The sequence below is a fragment of the Variovorax sp. J31P179 genome (assembly GCF_030316985.1).
GTDB classification, from domain to species: domain Bacteria; phylum Pseudomonadota; class Gammaproteobacteria; order Burkholderiales; family Burkholderiaceae_C; genus Variovorax; species Variovorax ginsengisoli_B.
In genome coordinates, this window is the sequence record NZ_JASZYL010000002.1 from 128,364 (window position 1) to 145,857 (window position 17,494).

Here is a 17,494-nt window from a genome sequence, read left to right on the forward strand (position 1 = left end):
GTTGCCATGCATCCCAGAGCATTCCGCTGGTACGGCGTCATCACGCTGTTCGTGATCGTCGCCATCTCGTACATCGACCGGATCAACATCGCGGTGCTGATCACCGATGCCTCGTTCCTGCAGCACATCGGCATCGCGCCGTCGGACCGGGTCAGCCAGGGCTTGCTGGCGACGGCCTTCATGGTCGGCTACGGCGTCTCGGCCTTCGTGCTGACGCCCTTTTGCGCGGCCTTGTTCGGGGTCCGCAAGAGCCTGGTGATCGGCTTGATCGTGTGGGGCGTGGTCACCTTCATCACGCCCTGGTTCAACGGCTACGGCATGTTGCTGGCTTCGCGGATCCTGCTCGGGGTGTCCGAAGGGCCCTTGTTCTCGCTGGCCTCGTCCTACATCAAGGCGCATTTCGAGAACCACGAGAACGGCAAGCCGAACTCCTTCGTCAACATGGGCACCGGGCTCGGCCTGGCGCTCGGCTATCCGCTGATCGGCTTCCTGCTGGCGAGCTTCGACTGGCAGACTTCGTTCCATGTGCTCGGCGTGCTGAACATCGCGCTCGGCATTCCGCTGGTGGTGGCTTTCGTGAAGATGCCGAAGTCCTACGCCGGGATGGCGAAGCCCGAGTCCTTCGGCGATGCGATGCACAAGGTCGGCTACATCGTGAAAGGCGCGCTCCACACGCGCTACCTGGTGCTGGTCACGGTGCTGACCTCGGCCGCGCTGGCCTACCTCTGGGGTGCCAGCAACTGGCTGCCGGCCTATCTGAAGGAAGTGCGCGGCTTCTCGCTGCGCGAGATGGGCTGGCTCGCGTCCCTGCCGCAGTACGCCACCGTGCTCGCGGTGCTGCTGGGCGGCGTCCTGATCGACCGGATCGAGCGCCAGCGCGTGCCTTTCATCTTCATGGCGGCGAGCGCGGGCGTGGCGCTGTCGGTGCTGCTGGCGATCAACGTGCACGACCCCTATGCGGCGGCCTACTGCCTGATCGCGGCCAATTTCTGCTGGGGACTGCAGAGCCCGGCGATCCCGAGCACGGTGCAGTACTGCGCCCGGCCCGAGCACGTGGCCAGCGCCTTCGGCGTCGTCAACGGCACCGGCAGCCTGGTCGCGGGCTTCATGCCTGCACTGATGGGCGGCGTGATCAGCGCGGTGTCGGCCGGCCCCGGCGCATCAGGCGGTGCGGCCCACGGCTTCTTCGCCGGCTTCGCGCTGCTGATCGGGACCCAGGCGGTGGTGTTCGTCTGCGGCTTCGTGCTGTGGTGGCGCGAGCGTCCCTCGGGGATGCGCGGCGCGATTGCTGCCTGAGCTTCGGATTCGCCCGATCGGCCATCCGGGGCGGGTGCGGAGGGCAGTGGGTAGCCCCCTCCGCGAATGTCCCCCGCCTTCGGCTCCTCCTTTATTTCGCTGCGGGGGCTACCCACCGCCCTCCGCACAGGACAAGCCGTGTCGTGCGGCCGATCAACGACCGCCGTGACGGATCACGTCGATGGTGTGCTCTGCGCAGCGAAATAAAGGAGGAGGCCGAAGGCCGGGGGACATTCGCGGAGCAGAGTACGCCGTCGGCGGGAGCCCGCCCCGAACCAATCCGACAGCGATCAATCCTTGTAACTGCCGTCCACGCGGTCCAGCTTGCGGATCAGCGAGGGCCAGACAAAAGCCCCGCCCATGCCGCCCGTCTGCACCTTCATGGCATGGCCGACGCCCTCGACGATGCGCGGATCGACCTGCGTCAGTTCGCCGCCGCCGGCCTGCGCCGCGATCTGGATCTGGCAGGTGTTCTCGAAGGTGTACATGCTCAGGAAGGCGTCGGCCACGGTCTTGCCGACGGTCAGCAGGCCATGGTTGCGCAGCATCAGGAAGTTGGCGTTGCCCATGTCGGCCTGCAACCGCGGCTTCTCGTCGTCGCGGAAGGCGACGCCCTCGTAGTCGTGATAGGCCAGCGAGGCCAGCACGAAGGTCGACTGCTGGCTGATCGGCAGCACGCCGTTCTTCTGCGCGCTGACCGCGATGCCGGCGCGGGTGTGGGTGTGCAGCACGCATTGCACGTCTTCCCGCGCCGCATGCACCGCACTGTGGATCACGAAGCCGGCCGGGTTCACGGGGTAGGGCGAATCGATGACCTTGTTGCAGTCCTGGTCGACCTTGATCAGGCTGGACGCCGTGATCTCGTCGAACATCAGGCCGTAGGGGTTGATCAGGAAGTGGTGCTCGGGGCCCGGCACGCGGGCGCTGATGTGCGTGAAGACGAGGTCGCTCCAGCCGTACAGCGCGACCAGCCGGTAGCAGGCGGCGAGGTCGACGCGCAGCTGCCATTCTTCGGCGCTGACGAGCTTCTGGATTTCGGTCGGGGTGCTGGCGTTCATGGGGGTCTCCTGGGAAAAGGAAAAGGGTCAGGCGGCAGCGGCGGCGGGTTGCTGCGCGGCCTTGTAGATGCTCTGCTTCGGCTGGGCCATCAGGCGCCGAAGCATGGGCTCGAACTCGCTGATCGGCAAGGTCTCGGCCATCGGGTCGAAGGCCGGGTTGTCGTAGAGCTCGCAGAACTCGGCCGTGCGGTCGAAGCAGGGATGGCTGCGGAAGTTCTCGCGCAGGTCGCGGTCGAGTCCGATGTGATGGAAGAAGTAGTGGCCCTGGAAGATGCCGTGGTGCGCCACCATCCAGTGGTTCTCCTCGCTCACGAAGGGCTTCAGGATCGCCGCCGCGATGTCGGGGTGGTTCATGGTGCCGAGCGTGTCGCCGATGTCGTGCAGCAGGGCGCAGACCACGTACTCCTCGTCGCGGCCGTCGCGAAGCGCGCGGGTCGCCGTCTGCAGCGAATGGCTGTAGCGGTCGATCGGGAAACCGCCGTAGTCGCCCTTGAGGATCTGCAGGTGCTTGATCACGCGCGCCGGCAGGCCCTGCGCGAACTGCATGAATTCGCCGCCGATCAGTTGCCAGTCCTGCTGCGTGCTGTCTTGCATGCGGACGAAATTCGCTCTTGCATTCATCGTGTGTCTCCGTGGATTCGCGGCCCACTGTAGACCCCCACTTGACGTTCAACTGTCAAGAATTTGACAATGGAGCGCTCTGGTAAACCCCCGGACCCGATCCGAATTCCATGCCGCAGCCTCCCGGGCGCCCGCTGTCGGCCGCCCACCGTGCCTCGATGGAGGCCAACCCCTGGTTCGCCTCGATGCCTCGCGCGCAGCGTGAAGGCCTGCTGGCGGCGGCCGAACTGATCCACCTGCGCCGGGGCGCGATGGTGTTCCGCCAGGGCGATCCGGTGCATGCGGCCGGCGGCGGCTTCTACGGCCTGGCGGCCGGCATGATCAAGATCTCGACCCTGCGCCACGATGGCCGCGAAGCCATCCTGGCGGTGCTCGAGCCCGGCAACTGGTTCGGAGAGATCAGCCTGATCGACGGCTCGCCGCGCACCCACGATGCCACGGCGCTCAGCGCGCTCGACCTGCTGGTGGTGCCGCACCAGGCCTTCGCGCAGCAGATGCAGGGCGCCCCCTTCGGGCGGGCGATCGCAGCCCTGCTCGCGGCCCGCGTGCGGGGGCTGTACGGCCTGATGGAAGACGCCACGCTGCGCGGGCTGCGTGCCCGGGTGGCCCGCCGCCTGCTGGCGCTGGCCCGCGGCGATGCGACCCAGTCGCCCGAGCCGAGGGTTTCGGTGGCGCTGCCGCAGGAAGCGCTGGCGATGATGCTGGGCGTGACGCGCCAGACCCTGTCGAAGGAACTCAACGCGCTGGCGAGGGAAGGTGCGATCGGGCTGGGCTATGGCCGCATCGAGCTGCTGTCGCCCGCGGCGCTGCAGCGGATGGGCAACACGGGCTAGGGGGAACGCGCCCCGGCGCTTCAGAACACCGTCTTGTCGCCGAACGCGATCCGCCGGATCCAGGCCTTCTTGCCGGTGATCGTTCGCGAGTCGCCCAGGTTGAAGTCCACCGCGGGTGTCGGCGTGATGCCGCCGGCGGTCGGGTTGGGGAAGTTGTAGATGCCGGCCTTCGGATAGGCGGCGATCAGGGCATCGAGGCTCAGCGGTCCGCCGGTGGAATTGATCGCGGCGTTCAGCAGCACGGGCAGGCCGGTGGTTGGGAAGGGCTTGCTGCCGGACCGGGCCCACTTCACCTCGTCCGGCGCGGCGCCGTAGCTGGTGTAGCCATCGGCGTCGGTGGTCGAAGGCCCCATGTCGGTGGCTGTCGTGACCAGGTTCAGCCAGTCGTTGCCATCGCACTGCAGGCTCACCGTGTAGGTCACGTAGACGTCCTGGAGCAAGGTCGTGTCGCCGGTATTGAACTTCATCGCGAAGCGGATGCCTGGAAATTCAGACAGCTTGACCCCATGCAGCAGGTTGATGCCGTAGACGGACTTGTTGCCGGTGACCGCGTTGTTCTTGCTGGGCACGCTGGCCAGCCCGTGGGCGGTGGTCTGCATCTCGATGACCTTCAGGCCGTGGTCGTCGGCGATCGCGACCGAAGCCTGGTTGTCCGAGAAGTCGGTGGTGCAGGCCGGCAGCGTGGAGGCGCTCTGGGTGCAGTCGGTGTCCTTCCAGGTCTTGGGCGCGGGAACAGGCTCGGGGGCGGGTGCGGGCGCCGGCGCCGCTTCGATCGAGGAGAGCGCCGGGGCTGAACAACGGGCAGGCCACCCGCTCAGCGCAGGATCCGGCCTTCCTTGGTGATGCTGATCAGGTCGATGCTGCGCCCCGGGTCGCGCAGGCCCGGGCGCAGGTTGATGCGGAAGCCGCCGACGTCGTAGTCCGTCATGCCGGCCATCGCGCGCTGCAAGGTGGCGGGCGTGTAGGCCTTGCCGGCGCGGCGCACCGCCTCGGCCGCGGCCTTGGTGGCAATGAAACCCTCGAGGCCCTCGTACGAAGGCGCCTGGTCCGAGTTCTCGATCGCCGCCAGGTATTCCTTGACGATCGGGATCGCCGAGGGGCGCGGCGACGGCACGACCTGCGAAATCACGATGCCGCCGATGTCCTTGCCGAGTTCCGCATAGAGCGGATCGATGCCGACGATCGAGAACGCCGTGAAGCTGCCGGCGTAGCCGGTCTTTCGGAGCCGGCGGATGACGTCGGCCGTGGTGCTCGAGAGCGACACCAGCACGATGGCCTGCGGCGACTGCTTCTGGACTGCAGCCAGTGCCGATTCGAGCTTGTCGCTGCTGCCCGGCACCAGGGCGCTCGCCACCAGCGGCGCCAGCTTGAGATCGGTCATCGCCTGCTGCACGGCGGCCAGGCCGGCGCGGCCCATCGCGTCGTCGTCGCCGATCAGCGCGATGCGGGTCTGGCCGACCGTTTCGCACTGGCGCACGATCTTGAAGGCCTCGTCCGCCATGCTGGGCCGGACGTGGAACACGTTGGGATGCGCGGCGGCGCGCAGGTTGTCGGCCGCCGCGAAAGGCGCGAACAGGATGCTGCCCTGCTTCGCCGCGACCGCCGCGCCGGCGTCGCTGCTGGCGGTGCCGACGAAGCCGAACAGCATGTCGGCCTTGTGCGTATCGAGCAGCGTGCGCGCGTTGGCCGCGGCGCGGGTCGCGTCGTAGCCGTCGTCCAGCTGCACCAGCTTCAGCTGGATTCCGCTGGCGGCGCTGCTCTCGTTGAACTCGGTCGCGTAGAGCCGAGCGCCGGCTGCGAAGGCCAGTCCGATCTCGCTGGCTGCGCCGGTCAGGGGCACCGATTGGCCGAGGACGACGGTGCGCGCTGCTACAGCGGCAGGGCGCGGCGCAGTCTGGGCGTGGCTGGGGCCGGCCAGGCCGCCGAGGCCCGCGCCCAGCAGCAGCGCGGCGCCGGAGTTCGCCAGCCAGATCCTGCGATTCAGCATCATTGGAAGCCTTTCACTACATTTATTAAAAAATGTAGCAACTTTGGTGCCTCCAACGAAGGCATTAAGTCACGTGAGGTGGCCATGGAAACCCGACAGGCGGCTGGCGGCGCCAACGTCGTTTCCAAATTTGTTAACTTTTGTATTTGAGTTGTGGCTTTTTGCACAGGGGCCAAGGGGTGTCCGCTGGCAACATCCTGGCTGTGCCGGAATGGCTCCGGATGGATGAAATGAAGCAAACGTCAACTGAAATCGCACTGCTGGAAAGCGCGCTGCTGGCCATCGAGAAAGTGCTGGCCCACGCCGACAGCGAACTCCAGGGCACCCTCTACCTGGGGCCGACCGCCAACCTGCCGCTGGAAGCGCTGCGCGCCGCCTCGCAGACCGACGAGCAGCGCTTCCGCGCCAGTGCGGCCCAGACCGCGGCCAACATCTGCCTCAGCTCGGCCGCTGCCCTGGTCGATGTCAGCCAGGCGCTGCTGAACCGCCGCAGCGACCGCCCCGACCCGGAACTCGAGCGCGAGTGGCAGGCGCTCATCACGCACACCAAGATCGCAAGCCGCTCGGCCTATCGTGCCGCGCTCATCATGGCGGCGCAGAAGAACCTGCTGCAGGCGCAGGGCGTGGAGCCCACGCCGGCCGGCCAGCTGCCCAGCCTCGCGCACTGAAGGCCGAGCGCCGTTCAGCGGCGCTCGAACACGACGTCCCAGACGCCGTGGCCCAGCTTGAGGCCCCGGTTCTCGAACTTGGTCAGCGGCCGGTAGTCCGGCTTCGGCGCATAGCCGTCTGCGGTATTGCGCAGCAGCGGCTCGCCCGACAGCACCTCGAGCATCTGCTCGGCGTAGGGCTGCCAGTCCGTGGCGCAGTGCAGGTAGCCGCCGGGCGCCAGCCGATCGGCCAGCTTGCGCACGAAGGGCGGCTGGATCAGCCGGCGCTTGTTGTGCCGGGTCTTGTGCCAGGGGTCCGGAAAGAACACGTGCACGCCCGCCAGCGACGCCGGCGGCAGCATGTGGTCGAGCACGTCGACCGCGTCGTGGGCGCAGATGCGAATGTTCTGCAGCTGCTGTTCGCCGATGCGCTTGAGCAGCGCGCCGACACCGGGTTCATGCACCTCGCAGCAAAGGAAGTTCTTCTCGGGCATCAGGGCCGCGATGTGCGCCGTCGCCTCGCCCATGCCGAAGCCGATTTCGAGAACGGTCGGGGCCTGGCGGCCGAAAGCGGCCGCGAAGTCCAGCGCTTCGGCACGGTAGGGAAGCAGGAAGCGGGGCCCGAACTGCTCGTAGGCCCGGGCCTGGCCTTCGGTGGTGCGGCCGCCGCGCTTGACGAAGCTCTTCAGCCGGCGGTGCAGCGGATGCGCCTCGCCGGTGGGTTTGTCGCCCGCGGGCGCATCGGCCGGCGGGTCGGAGGGGAGGTCGGTGGGGGAACTGGGAGTCACGGCGGCGGATTGTAGAGACCGCGCCATTCGACTACCCATGAGGCGAGCGCTTCGGCCGGCGCGGCGGCGGCCGCCGGCCGCAGCCCGAGCACCTGTGCTGCGCTCTGCAGCGCCGCCAGCGCCTCTGCCGGCGTCGCCGTGGCGAGCGCCTGGGCGCCGTTCTGCTTGGACAGCTTGTTGCCGTCGGCGGCGAGCACCAGCGGCGTATGGAGGTAGCTCGGCGTCGGCAGTCCGAGGGCCTGCTGCAGCAGGATCTGGCGTGCCGTGTTGTCCGCCAGGTCTTCACCGCGCACCACGTCGGTCACGCCCTGGTCGGCGTCGTCGACCACCACCGCGAGCTGGTAGGCCCACGGCCCGTCGGCGCGCTTGAGAACGAAGTCGCCGACCTCCCGGCCGACCGCCTGTTGCCGGGCGCCGAGACGGCGGTCGTTCCATTGCAGCAGGCCGGCGCCTCGAGCGGCTTCGAACTTCGAGGTCGCGAAGCGCCAGGCCCGTGGCGGCTTGCCGTGCAGGCCGTCGCGGCAGGTCCCGGGGTAGACCCGTTCGCCATGGCGTGCATGCGCGATGCCGCGGGCGGCCAGTGCCTGCTCGATGTCCTTGCGTGAACAGCCGCAGGGGTAGGCCCATTGCGCGGCCACGAGGCGATCGAGCGCGTCCTGGTAGAGGCCCGTGCGGCGGGTCTGCCACTCGGGCGCTTCGTCCGGGAGCAGCCCGCAGGCGGCCAGCTGCGCGAGGATGCGCTGGTCCATGCCGGGCAGGCAGCGTTCTGTGTCGGCATCCTCGATGCGCACCAGCCAGCGTGCCTGCGGGCCGCGGGCCCGGACGTCGAGCCAGCTGGCCAGCGCCGCGACCAGCGAGCCGGCATGCAGCGGCCCGGTTGGCGAAGGCGCGAAACGGCCGATCCGGCGCATCGGTCCGGCGAGCGGATCAGGCCAGCTTGAGCGCCAGCGTCAGGCCGGAGAGGAAGGCGTCCTCGACCCGATGGCCGGTGCACCAGTCGCCGGCGATGCCGATGCGGGCCTTGGCGTCCCACAGGTGCGGCTTGCCCACCGGCACCTGGGTCTGTGCCTCGGGCCAGCAGCGGGCCTGCGCGTGCGAAGGCTCGGCGCGGATGCCGGTGATCTCGGCGAAGGCGCGCAGCAGTTTGGCCTCGACCCGCGCGGCGTCGTCGCGCAGGTGCTCCTGCGACCAGGCGGCGCTGGCCTGCAGGGTCCAGCGCTCGATCGGATCGCGCCCGGGCTTGGAAGATTCGCGCGCCAGCCAGGCCACGCGATGGTGGGTGCTGCGGGCGGCATTCCATTGCGGCCCCAGGTGCGACAGCGTCGGCTGGTTGGCCTGTGGAAAGGCGATCATCAGCGTCCAGCAGGGCGCGATGCGAACCGGCTCGATCCGGCGGCTGAGGTCGGCGGACAGTCCGCCGTCGCCCAGCAGCGCGCGGGCGCGCGCCGGCGGGACCGCCAGCAGCACCGCGTCGAACCCGGAATAGACATGCTGCGAGTCGTCGGCACCGGCCGTGCGCAGCTGCCAGCGCCGGCCGTCGAGGGCGTCGCGCTCGATCTGCGTCACGTGGGTGCCGGTCAGCAGCGCGTCGCCGAGGGGCTGGGCCCAATGCGCGACCAGCGCATCCATGCCGGGCTGGGCGACGAAATGCGGTTCGCGCGCCGGCAGGGCGGCCTCGGCGACCCGGCCGTGGGCGTCGAGCACGCGCACCAGGTTGGCGCTCCAGGGCTTGCAGATCTGGGGGGTGGTTTCCAGCACCCGTGCGAAGCGCGGATCGCGCACCGTGAAGTACTGGGCGCCGCTGTCGAAGCGGCCGAAGGGGGTGGACTCGCTGGCCATGCGGCCGCCGGCGGCGGCTTCGCGTTCGAACACCGTCACGCGGTGGCCGGCCTGCAGCAGCGTTCGGGCACAGGCCACGCCGGCGATGCCGGCGCCGATGACGGCGTAGTGGCGGGAGGCGGGGGATCGGTGGCGGTCGGCGTCGGGGCGCAGTGTCATGGCAGTCTCTCGGTTGTTGCCATGTGACTCTAACCGGGTTGGCTAGCGCCCACGGTGGCGTTCGAGCAAGGCGCGGCGCGTGCCTTCGTTGTCGAAGCGCTCCAGCCACCACTGCATCGCGCGGCCCGGGCTGCCGGCGCTGCGCACCCGCCAGGCGCAGTGCATGGTCGCGATCGGCAGCACCCGCTCGGTCTTGCGTTCGACCAGGTGGCCGGCCTCGATGTACGGGCGCGCCATCGGCTCCGGCAGGAAGCCGCCGCCCAGCCCGTGCAGCTGGGCCGCCAGCTTGGCCTGCATGGTCGGCACCGTGAGCACGTCCTGGCCGCCGACCAGGTTGACCGTCATGCTCGGCCCCGAGCGCGACGAATCGGCCGCGGCCACCGCGCGATGCTGGCGCAGCACGTCGTCGCTGAGCGGCTCCGGGAGCCGGGCCAGCGGATGGTGCGGCGCCACCGCATAGACGAAGAGCAGCTGGCCCAGCGGCCGGCTGCGGATCCCGGTGGCGGTGAAGGCCAGGCTGGCGGCATCGAGCACCGCGCCGACCGCCAGATCTGCCTCGCCGCTGGTCAGGGCCTCGATCGTGCCGAGCAGGGTTTCGTCGCGCAGCTTGAGCCGCGTCGGCGGCTCCAGGGCGTAGAAGGCGCTGACCAGGTCGAGCAGCGGGTCGCGCGCGATCACGCTGTCGACCGCGATCGTCAGCATCGGTTCCCAGCCGGTGGCGATGCGCTTGACCCGGTTGGCGACCGAATCGATCTCGCCCAGCAGGCGGGACGATTCGCGCAGCAGCTCGACGCCGGCCTCCGTCACTCGCGCCTGGCGTCCGCTGCGGTCGAACAGCAGCACGTCGAGCGCGTCCTCGATCAGCCGCACCCGGTAGCTCAGGGCGCTCGGCACCAGGTTCAGCGAGCGGGCGGCAGCGGCGAAGCTGCCGGTGCTGGCCACGGTCTGCAGCATGGCCAGGGCATCGGGCGTCAGCACGTCACGGGCAGTAGGCATGGGGCTCGATCATTCAAAAAAATTGAATGATGCCATCAAAGCCGAGCGCTTTCAGGGCCTGCCCCGGACCCTAAAGTTGAGGCATCCGCTGCGCACAGGGCGCGGCATTTCGGAAGGCCCTCCATGAGAGGGCAGGAGTTCGACGATGTTGCAGGTTCGCAAATCCCAGGAACGCGGTTATGCCGATCACGGCTGGCTGCGCTCCTTTCACAGCTTCTCTTTCGCAGGCTACTACGATCCGGCCCACATGGGCTTCGGCAATCTGCGCGTGATCAACGAGGACCGGGTCGCCGCCGGCGCCGGCTTCGGGACCCATGGCCACAAGGACATGGAGATCATCAGCTATGTCCTTTCCGGCGAGCTGGCGCACAAGGACAGCATGGGCAACGTGGAGTCGATCCCGCCCGGCGACGTCCAGCGCATGAGCGCGGGCCGCGGCGTGATGCACAGCGAGTTCAACCACAAGGCCGACGAGACCACGCACTTCCTGCAGATCTGGATCGAGCCGAACGTGCGCGGCATCGCGCCGGGCTACGAGCAGAAGACCTTCCCAGCCGAACAGAAGCGCGGCAGGCTGCGCCTGGTCGCGTCGCCCGACGGTGCCGACGGCTCGGTGCTGCTGCATGCCGACGCCCGCCTGTTCGCGGGCCTGCTCGACGGCGACGAACAAGCCAGCCTGGCGCTGGACCCGAAGCGCAAGAGCTACGTGCACCTGGTGCGCGGCGAACTCGAAGCGAATGGCACGAAGCTCGCTACCGGTGACGCTGCGCTGATCGAAGGCGAAAGCCGGCTGACGCTCGGTGCCGCCAAGGATGCCGAAGTGCTCGTATTCGATCTCGCAGCCTGAGATCCAACTTTTTTTCAACCTAGAGGAGTCCATCCCATGTCCACCACCACCGCCCCCTACGCCGCCGCGCCCAGCGCCGGCGCCTCGCAAGACGCGCTCGCGCTGCTCGGCCGCGTGCTGATCGCCTTGCTCTTCGTGCCGGCCGGCTTCGGCAAGATCGGCGGCTTCGCCGGCGTCGTCGGCTACATCGGCGCCGTCGGCCTGCCGATGCCGCAGCTCGGCGCTGTCATCGCGATCGCCGTGGAACTCGGTCTCGGCCTGCTGCTGCTGGTCGGCTACAAGACGCGCATCGTGTCGATCGTGCTGGCCGTGTTCACGGTCGCGACGGCGGTGTTCTTCCACAACTACTGGGCCATGCCCGCCGACAAGGCGTACGTGAACCAGCTGATGTTCTTCAAGAACATCGCCATCGCCGGTGGTCTGCTCGCGATCGCCGCCCTCGGCGCCGGTCGGTTCTCGATCGACCGGAAGTAGTCCTCGCCCCAGCCCGGCCGCGCCGGCCGGGCTATTGCGTACGATGCGCGATTGTTTTCTTCCAGGAAGTATTCGATGGCGGACATCGTCGTGGTTTTTCATTCGGGCTATGGCCATACGCAGCGCATCGCGCAGGCGGTGGCCGACGGCGCCGAGGCCCACCTGCTGGCGATCGACGCCGACGGCAATCTCCCGGCCCACGGCTGGGAGCTGCTGGCGGCGGCCGATGCGATCATCATGGGCGCGCCCACCTACATGGGCGGGCCGAGCTGGCAGTTCAAGAAGTTCGCCGACGCCTCCTCGAAGGTCTGGTACGTGCAGGGCTGGAAGAACAAGCTCTTCGCCGGCTTCAGCAACAGCGCCGCCATGAACGGCGACAAGGACGCCACGCTGACCTATCTCTGGCACCTGGCGATGCAGCACAGCGGGCTGTGGGTCAGCCTCGGGATCATGCCGAGCAACGACAAGGCGGCGACGCGCGACTCGCTCAACTACGTCGGCGGCTACAACGGCCTGCTGACGACATCACCCACCGACGCGAGCCCGGCCGAAATGGCCCGTGGCGACTTCGACACCGCACGCGCGTTTGGCGAGCGGGTCGCCGAGGTGGCAAGATCGCGGGCCTGACCCCGCAACCGCCCCACGGAGAACCCCGATGACCGCACCGCTTCTGCTTCAACCCCACGACAAGGACCTCGGCGGCGGCTTCAAGGTGCGGCGATTGCTGCCGGCGGCGAAGCAGCGCTCGGTCGGCCCGTTCGTCTTCTTCGACCATTTCGGGCCGGCCACCGAGACGCCCGGCTCCGAGCACGACGTGCGCCCGCATCCGCACATCGGCCTGGCGACCGTCACCTATCTCTTCGAGGGCGCGATGATGCACCGCGACAGCCTCGGCAGCGTGCAGGAGATCCGCCCCGGCGCGATCAACTGGATGACCGCCGGGCGCGGCATCGTGCACTCCGAGCGCAAGCCCGACACGCTGCGCGATGCCACGTACGTCAACCATGGCCTGCAGCTGTGGGTCGCCTTGCCCCAGGCCCACGAAGAAGTCGAGCCGAGCTTCGTCCACACGGCGGCGGCGGACATTCCGGCGCTGGAGGTGCAGGGTGTGCCGGTGCGGGTGCTGGTCGGCGAAGCGTTCGGCGTTCGTTCGCCGGTGGCGACGCTGTCGCAGACCGTCTACCTCGACGTGGCATTGCCGGCCGGCGGGCGATTCGAACTGCCGGCGCTGGCGCGCGAGCTCGCGGTCTATCCGGTCGATGGCGACATCACGCTCGACGGCGAGCCGGTGGCGCAGCACCAGATGGCGATGCTGGCCGAAGGCCAGGGCGGCGTGCTTGCCGCGCAGGGCGCGGTGCGGCTGGTGGTGATCGGCGGCGAGCCGCTCGACGGGCCGCGCTTCATCACCTGGAACTTCGTCTCGAGCCGGCGCGAGCGCATTCTCGAGGCCGGCGCCGACTGGGCCGCCCAGCGCATGGGCCAGGTGCCCGGCGAAACCGAATTCATCCCGCTGCCGGGGCATCCGTTCCAGGTGCAGCAGGCGGCGGATTCCGGCACGACGCCGGTCTGAGCCTCAGTTCTTTTTGAGCGCCAGGTCCGGGTCTTCCGAGGCCCGGGCGCTGGCGCGGTTCGAACGCGCGCTCAGGTCCGGCGCCAGCGATTCGCGGCCGTCGAACACGAAGCACTCGCCGTGGTAGTGCGCACCGCCGACCTGTTCGAAATACTTGAGGATGCCGCCTTCGAGCTGCAGCACATCGGCCAGGCCGGCCTCGCGCATCAGGATCGCGGCCTTCTCGCAGCGGATGCCCCCGGTGCAGAAGCTGACCACGGTCTTGCCGGCCAGGTCGCCGGCGTGCTGGCTCAGCGCCTTCGGGAATTCGGTGAATTTGCCGATCCGCCAGTCGATCGCGCCGTCGAAGGTGCCGTGGTCGACCTCGAAGGCATTGCGGGTGTCGAGCAGCGCGACCGGCTTGCCGGCGTCGTCGTGCCCCTGGTCGAGCCAGCGCTTGAGTGTCGGGGCGTCGACGCCCGGCGCCCGGCCTGCGGCCGGCTGGATCGCCGGATGGTCCATCCGGATGATCTCGCGCTTCAGCTTGACCAGCATGCGCCGGAACGGCTGCGCCTGCGACCAGCTCTCCTTGGCCTCGAGGTCGGCAAAACGAGGATCGGCGCGCAGTTCCGCGAGGAAGGTGTGGACCTTCTCTTTTTCCCCGGCGAGGAACAGGTTGATGCCTTCAGGCGCCAGCAGGATGGTGCCCTTGAGCGCCAGCGCATGGGTGCGGGCACGCAAGTGCTCGCGCAGATCGGCGCTGTCGGCGATGCCGACGAATTTGTAAGCGGCGATGTTCAGTATTTCTTGCACGGGGCGCGATTGTAGGGATGCCCGCATCACATCGTGGAGGCGGCGTTTTCTACAATGGCCGGATGTTCGTTCACCTGCGCCTGCACACCGAGTTTTCCGTCGTCGACGGCACCAACCGCATCGATGAAGTCGTCAAGGCCGCGGCCGCCGACGGCCAGCCTTCGCTGGCGATCACCGACCTCAACAACCTGTTCGGCGCCGTCAAGTTCTACAAGGAGGCGCGCGGCAAGGGCGTCAAGCCGGTGCTGGGCGCCGAAATCCATGTCGAAGGCCTGGGCGCCGAGCCGGGCGCGCTGACCCGCATCGTCCTTCTGGTGCAAAACAAGGAAGGCTACCTGCACCTGTCCGAGCTGCTGGCGCGCGCCTGGACCCAGAACGTGGGCCGCGGCCAGGCCCAGGCGGCCTGCAAGGTGGCCTGGCTCGAGGAACTGCAGGGCGGGCTGATCGCGCTGTCGGGCGCGCAGGCCGGACCGCTCGGCGCGGCGCTGCTGCAGGGCCACGAAGAGCGCGCCGCCGAGATCGCACTGCAGCTCGCCGGCCTGTTCCCGCACCGCTTCTACATCGAACTGCAGCGGGCCGGCCGGCCCGACGACGAGCCGCACGTGGTCGCCGCCGTCAAGCTCGCCGCGCGCCTCAGGCTGCCGGTGGTCGCGACCCATCCCGTGCAGTTCGCCACCGCCGACGACTACGAGGCGCACGAGGCACGGGTCTGCATCTCCGAGGGCGAGATCCTCGGCAACCCGCGCCGGGTGCGCAAGTTCACGCGCGAGCAGTATTTCAAGTCCTCGGCCGAGATGGCGGCGCTGTTCGCCGACGTGCCGAGCGCGTTGGCCAACACGGTCGAGATCGCCAAGCGCTGCAACCTCACGCTGGTTCTCGGCAAGCCGCAGCTGCCGAACTTCCCGACGCCCAATGGCATGCCGATCGAGGAGTACTTCCGCGTCGCCTCGTTCGAAGGGCTCGAAGAGCGCCTGGCGCACCTGTACCCCGACGCCGCCAAGCGCGATGCCGAGCGGCCGCGCTACGTCGAGCGGCTCGAGTTCGAGATCAACACGATCCTGAAGATGGGCTTTCCGGGCTACTTCCTGATCGTCGGCGACTTCATCAACTGGGCCAAGAAGAACGGCTGTCCGGTCGGTCCGGGCCGGGGCTCGGGCGCCGGCTCGCTGGTGGCCTACGCGCTCAAGATCACCGACCTCGACCCGCTCGAATACAAGCTGCTGTTCGAACGCTTCCTGAACCCCGAGCGGGTCTCGATGCCCGACTTCGACATCGACTTCTGCCAGGGCAACCGCGACCGCGTGATCGACTACGTCAAGGACAAGTACGGGCGCGACGCGGTGAGCCAGATCGCCACCTTCGGCACCATGGCCGCGCGGGCCGCGATCCGCGACGTCGGCCGGGTGCTCGACATGAGCTACATGTTCTGCGACGGCGTCAGCAAGCTGATCCCGAACAAGCCCGGCAAGCCGGTCACGATCCAGTACCCGCCCGCGGACCTGTCGGAAGCCGACCGGGAAAAGTACGCGATCGCTGCCGAGCCGCAGCTCGCCGCCCGCATCGAGAAGGAAGAAGAAGTCCGCATGCTGGTCGAGCTGGCGCAGAAGCTCGAAGGCATGACCCGCAACATCGGCATGCACGCGGGCGGCGTGCTGATCGCGCCGGGCAAGCTCACCGACTTCTGCCCGCTCTACCAGCAGCCGGGCAGCGATTCGGCCGTGAGCCAGTACGACAAGGACGACGTCGAGGCCGTGGGCCTGGTCAAGTTCGACTTCCTGGGCCTGGCCACGCTGACCATCCTGGAGATCGCCAAGGACTTCATCGTCGCGCGCCACAAGGGCCAGGAGAACTTCGCCTTCGAGAACATCCCGCTCAACGACGTGCCCACCTACAAGCTCTTTTCCGAGGGCAAGACCGAGGCCGTGTTCCAGTTCGAATCGCGCGGCATGCAGGGCATGCTGAAGGACGCGCGGCCGACCCGGCTCGAGGACCTGATCGCGCTGAACGCGCTCTACCGTCCGGGCCCGATGGACCTGATCCCCAGCTTCGTGGCGCGCAAGCACGGGCGCGAGCCGGTCGAGTATCCGCACCCGCTGGTGGCCGAGATGCTGTCCGAGACCTACGGGATCATGGTCTATCAAGAGCAGGTGATGCAGACGGCGCAGATCCTGGGCGGCTACTCGCTCGGCGGCGCCGACCTCTTGCGCCGCGCGATGGGCAAGAAGAAGGCCGAGGAAATGGCCGAGCACCGCGAGATCTTCCGCAAGGGCGCGGCCAAGAACGACATCGACCAGAAGAAGGCCGACGAGATCTTCGACCTGATGGAGAAGTTCGCGGGCTACGGCTTCAACAAGTCGCACGCGGCCGCCTACTCGCTGCTGGCGTACCACACGGGCTGGCTCAAGGTCCACTACACGGCCGAGTTCTTCTGCGCCAACATGACGGTGGAAATGGACGACACCGACAAGCTCAAGGTGCTGTTCGAGGACGCCCAAAAGAACTTCGGCATCAGCTTCGAGCCGCCGGACGTGAACCGCGGCAACTACCGCTTCGAGCCGGTGACCGACCGCGTGATCCGCTACGGACTGGGCGCGGTCAAGGGCACGGGCCAGCTCGCGGTCGAGGCCATCGTGAAGGCGCGCGAGGAGGGCGGCGCGTTCACGAGCCTGTTCGACTTCTGCGTGCGCGTCGACCGCCAGCGCATCAACAAGCGCACCGTCGAGGCCCTGATCAAGGCCGGCGCCTTCGACGCGATCCAGCAGAACCGGGCCTCGCTGATCGCCTCGGTCGATCGCGCCTTCGAATTCGCCAACGCGACCCAGGCCAACGTGGCGCAGGCCGACATCTTCGGCGACTGCGAGCACGGCTCGGCGGCCCAGGAGCCCGGCCTGGTCGACGCCACGCCCTGGGGCGTCAAGGAGCGGCTCACCTACGAGAAGACGGCCGTTGGCTTCTACCTGTCGGGCCACCTGTTCGACGAGGTCGAGCACGAGGTGCGGCGCTTCTGCAAGCGCGAGATCGACGAGCTTCTCGACAGCCGTGAGCCCCAGGTGATCGCCGGCATCGTGAGCGACTTCCGGGTCATCAACGGCCAGCGCGGCCGGCTCGCGATCTTCAAGCTCGACGACAAGTCGGGCGCGATCGACGGCACCGCCGACGAAGCGCTCTTCAATGCCAACCGCAACGTGCTCAAGGACGACGAGCTGGTGATCGTCAGCGGTCGCCTGCAGCCCGGCCGCGGCGGTTTCGAGGCCCGCTTCCAGGTCCAGCAGGTCTGGGACCTGGCCACGGCGCGCTGCCGCTTCGGCAAGTTCCTGCGCGTGGCGGTGAACGGCAAGGCGCCCGACATCGCGCGGCTGGTCAAGGACTTCCCGCCCCGCACCGAGCAGAGCGAACACGGCGAGCTGCGGCAGGGGCTGGGTGTGCGCCTGTCGATGGCGCGCGGCGGCGCGCAGGTCGAACTGCAGCTGGGCGAGCGGGCCAAGTTCTTCCCCACCGATGCGGCGTTGGCCAGCTGGACGGCGCAGGCCGATGCGGGCAAGGCGGCGGTGGTCTACGAGTAGACCTGCGCATGTTCAGGCTCGACC

At 68.5% G+C, this 17,494-nt stretch carries 18 protein-coding genes; 9 read left to right on the forward strand and 9 right to left on the reverse strand.

Translation table 11 applies throughout. The features are described 5' to 3' along the window. Positions 1-6: 6 nt before the first annotated feature. Positions 7-1,296: an MFS transporter gene (locus QTI17_RS04920; RefSeq protein WP_286531542.1), complete on the forward strand. Its 1,290-nt coding sequence runs from the start codon at positions 7-9 to the stop codon at positions 1,294-1,296. Between the two features lie 290 nt (positions 1,297-1,586). Here the strand turns inward: QTI17_RS04920 and QTI17_RS04925 are convergent, their stop codons facing one another. Together QTI17_RS04925 and QTI17_RS04930 are read right to left on the reverse strand one after the other, a co-directional pair. Continuing rightward, a complete protein-coding gene (locus QTI17_RS04925; protein ID WP_286531543.1) occupies positions 1,587-2,354 on the reverse strand; it encodes a class II aldolase/adducin family protein in 768 nt (255 codons plus the stop codon). Positions 2,355-2,381: 27 nt separating this feature from the next. Further along, on the reverse strand, positions 2,382-2,975 hold the full coding sequence (locus QTI17_RS04930) for an HD domain-containing protein (protein WP_286531544.1): 594 nt from the start codon (positions 2,973-2,975) through the stop codon (positions 2,382-2,384). Positions 2,976-3,085: 110 nt separating this feature from the next. Here QTI17_RS04930 and QTI17_RS04935 point away from each other — a divergent pair, with 110 nt between their 5' ends. After that, positions 3,086-3,808, forward strand: a complete 723-nt coding sequence (locus QTI17_RS04935) for a Crp/Fnr family transcriptional regulator (RefSeq protein WP_286531546.1) — start codon at positions 3,086-3,088, stop codon at positions 3,806-3,808. A 20-nt stretch (positions 3,809-3,828) separates the two neighbouring features. On the opposite strand, the gene QTI17_RS04940 is transcribed toward QTI17_RS04935, so the two are convergent. Continuing rightward, entirely contained in the window at positions 3,829-4,407 is a 579-nt protein-coding gene (locus QTI17_RS04940) for a hypothetical protein (RefSeq protein WP_286531547.1), read from the reverse strand. Between the two features lie 4 nt (positions 4,408-4,411). Here QTI17_RS04940 and QTI17_RS04945 point away from each other — a divergent pair, with 4 nt between their 5' ends. Further along, the gene (locus QTI17_RS04945) at positions 4,412-4,651 is read left to right on the forward strand and encodes a hypothetical protein (protein ID WP_286531548.1); all 240 of its coding nucleotides are present in this window, start codon (positions 4,412-4,414) and stop codon (positions 4,649-4,651) included. Here the strand turns inward: QTI17_RS04945 and QTI17_RS04950 are convergent. Further along, positions 4,623-5,798 carry an ABC transporter substrate-binding protein gene (locus tag QTI17_RS04950; protein WP_478139678.1) on the reverse strand — a complete coding sequence of 392 codons (1,176 nt, stop codon included), beginning with the start codon at positions 5,796-5,798 and terminating at the stop codon, positions 4,623-4,625. The genes QTI17_RS04945 and QTI17_RS04950 overlap by 29 nt on opposite strands. Before the next feature lie 227 nt (positions 5,799-6,025). Between QTI17_RS04950 and QTI17_RS04955 the strand changes: the two genes are divergently transcribed. Further along, positions 6,026-6,463, forward strand: coding sequence for a hypothetical protein (locus QTI17_RS04955; protein ID WP_286531550.1), 438 nt, complete (start codon positions 6,026-6,028; stop codon positions 6,461-6,463). Positions 6,464-6,477: 14 nt separating this feature from the next. On the opposite strand, the gene trmB is transcribed toward QTI17_RS04955, so the two are convergent. Genes trmB through QTI17_RS04975 form a run of 4 tightly spaced genes read right to left on the reverse strand, consistent with a single transcriptional unit; the run spans position 6,478 to position 10,224 of the window. Continuing rightward, positions 6,478-7,269, reverse strand: coding sequence for a tRNA (guanosine(46)-N7)-methyltransferase TrmB (gene trmB / locus QTI17_RS04960; protein WP_286531551.1), 792 nt, complete (start codon positions 7,267-7,269; stop codon positions 6,478-6,480). Next, positions 7,227-8,141 carry a tRNA glutamyl-Q(34) synthetase GluQRS gene (gene gluQRS / locus QTI17_RS04965; RefSeq protein ID WP_286531552.1) on the reverse strand — a complete coding sequence of 305 codons (915 nt, stop codon included), beginning with the start codon at positions 8,139-8,141 and terminating at the stop codon, positions 7,227-7,229. Before gluQRS ends, trmB begins: the two co-directional genes overlap by 43 nt. 16 nt (positions 8,142-8,157) lie before the next feature. Then, complete coding sequence (locus QTI17_RS04970) at positions 8,158-9,228, reverse strand: NAD(P)/FAD-dependent oxidoreductase (RefSeq protein ID WP_286531553.1); 1,071 nt, start codon at positions 9,226-9,228, stop codon at positions 8,158-8,160. A 42-nt stretch (positions 9,229-9,270) separates the two neighbouring features. After that, on the reverse strand, positions 9,271-10,224 hold the full coding sequence (locus tag QTI17_RS04975) for a LysR family transcriptional regulator (protein ID WP_286531554.1): 954 nt from the start codon (positions 10,222-10,224) through the stop codon (positions 9,271-9,273). A gap of 145 nt (positions 10,225-10,369) precedes the next feature. On the opposite strand from QTI17_RS04975, the gene QTI17_RS04980 reads away from it, so the two are divergent. The 4 genes from QTI17_RS04980 to QTI17_RS04995 all read left to right on the forward strand — a co-directional run bounded on the left by QTI17_RS04980 (position 10,370) and on the right by QTI17_RS04995 (position 13,115). Further along, a complete protein-coding gene (locus QTI17_RS04980) occupies positions 10,370-11,071 on the forward strand; it encodes a pirin family protein (RefSeq protein WP_286531555.1) in 702 nt (233 codons plus the stop codon). A 36-nt stretch (positions 11,072-11,107) separates the two neighbouring features. Continuing rightward, positions 11,108-11,545: a DoxX family protein gene (locus tag QTI17_RS04985; protein ID WP_286531556.1), complete on the forward strand. Its 438-nt coding sequence runs from the start codon at positions 11,108-11,110 to the stop codon at positions 11,543-11,545. 75 nt (positions 11,546-11,620) lie between these two features. Next, positions 11,621-12,172 (forward strand): flavodoxin family protein, encoded by a 552-nt coding sequence (locus QTI17_RS04990; protein ID WP_286531557.1) that lies wholly within the window; start codon positions 11,621-11,623, stop codon positions 12,170-12,172. Positions 12,173-12,200: 28 nt separating this feature from the next. Further along, positions 12,201-13,115: a pirin family protein gene (locus QTI17_RS04995; RefSeq protein ID WP_286531558.1), complete on the forward strand. Its 915-nt coding sequence runs from the start codon at positions 12,201-12,203 to the stop codon at positions 13,113-13,115. 3 nt (positions 13,116-13,118) lie between these two features. Here the strand turns inward: QTI17_RS04995 and QTI17_RS05000 are convergent, their stop codons facing one another. Then, positions 13,119-13,907, reverse strand: coding sequence for a sulfurtransferase (locus QTI17_RS05000; RefSeq protein WP_286531559.1), 789 nt, complete (start codon positions 13,905-13,907; stop codon positions 13,119-13,121). A 62-nt stretch (positions 13,908-13,969) separates the two neighbouring features. Here QTI17_RS05000 and dnaE point away from each other — a divergent pair, with 62 nt between their 5' ends. Then, on the forward strand, positions 13,970-17,470 hold the full coding sequence (gene dnaE / locus QTI17_RS05005) for a DNA polymerase III subunit alpha (protein ID WP_286531560.1): 3,501 nt from the start codon (positions 13,970-13,972) through the stop codon (positions 17,468-17,470). Positions 17,471-17,494 lie beyond the last annotated feature (24 nt).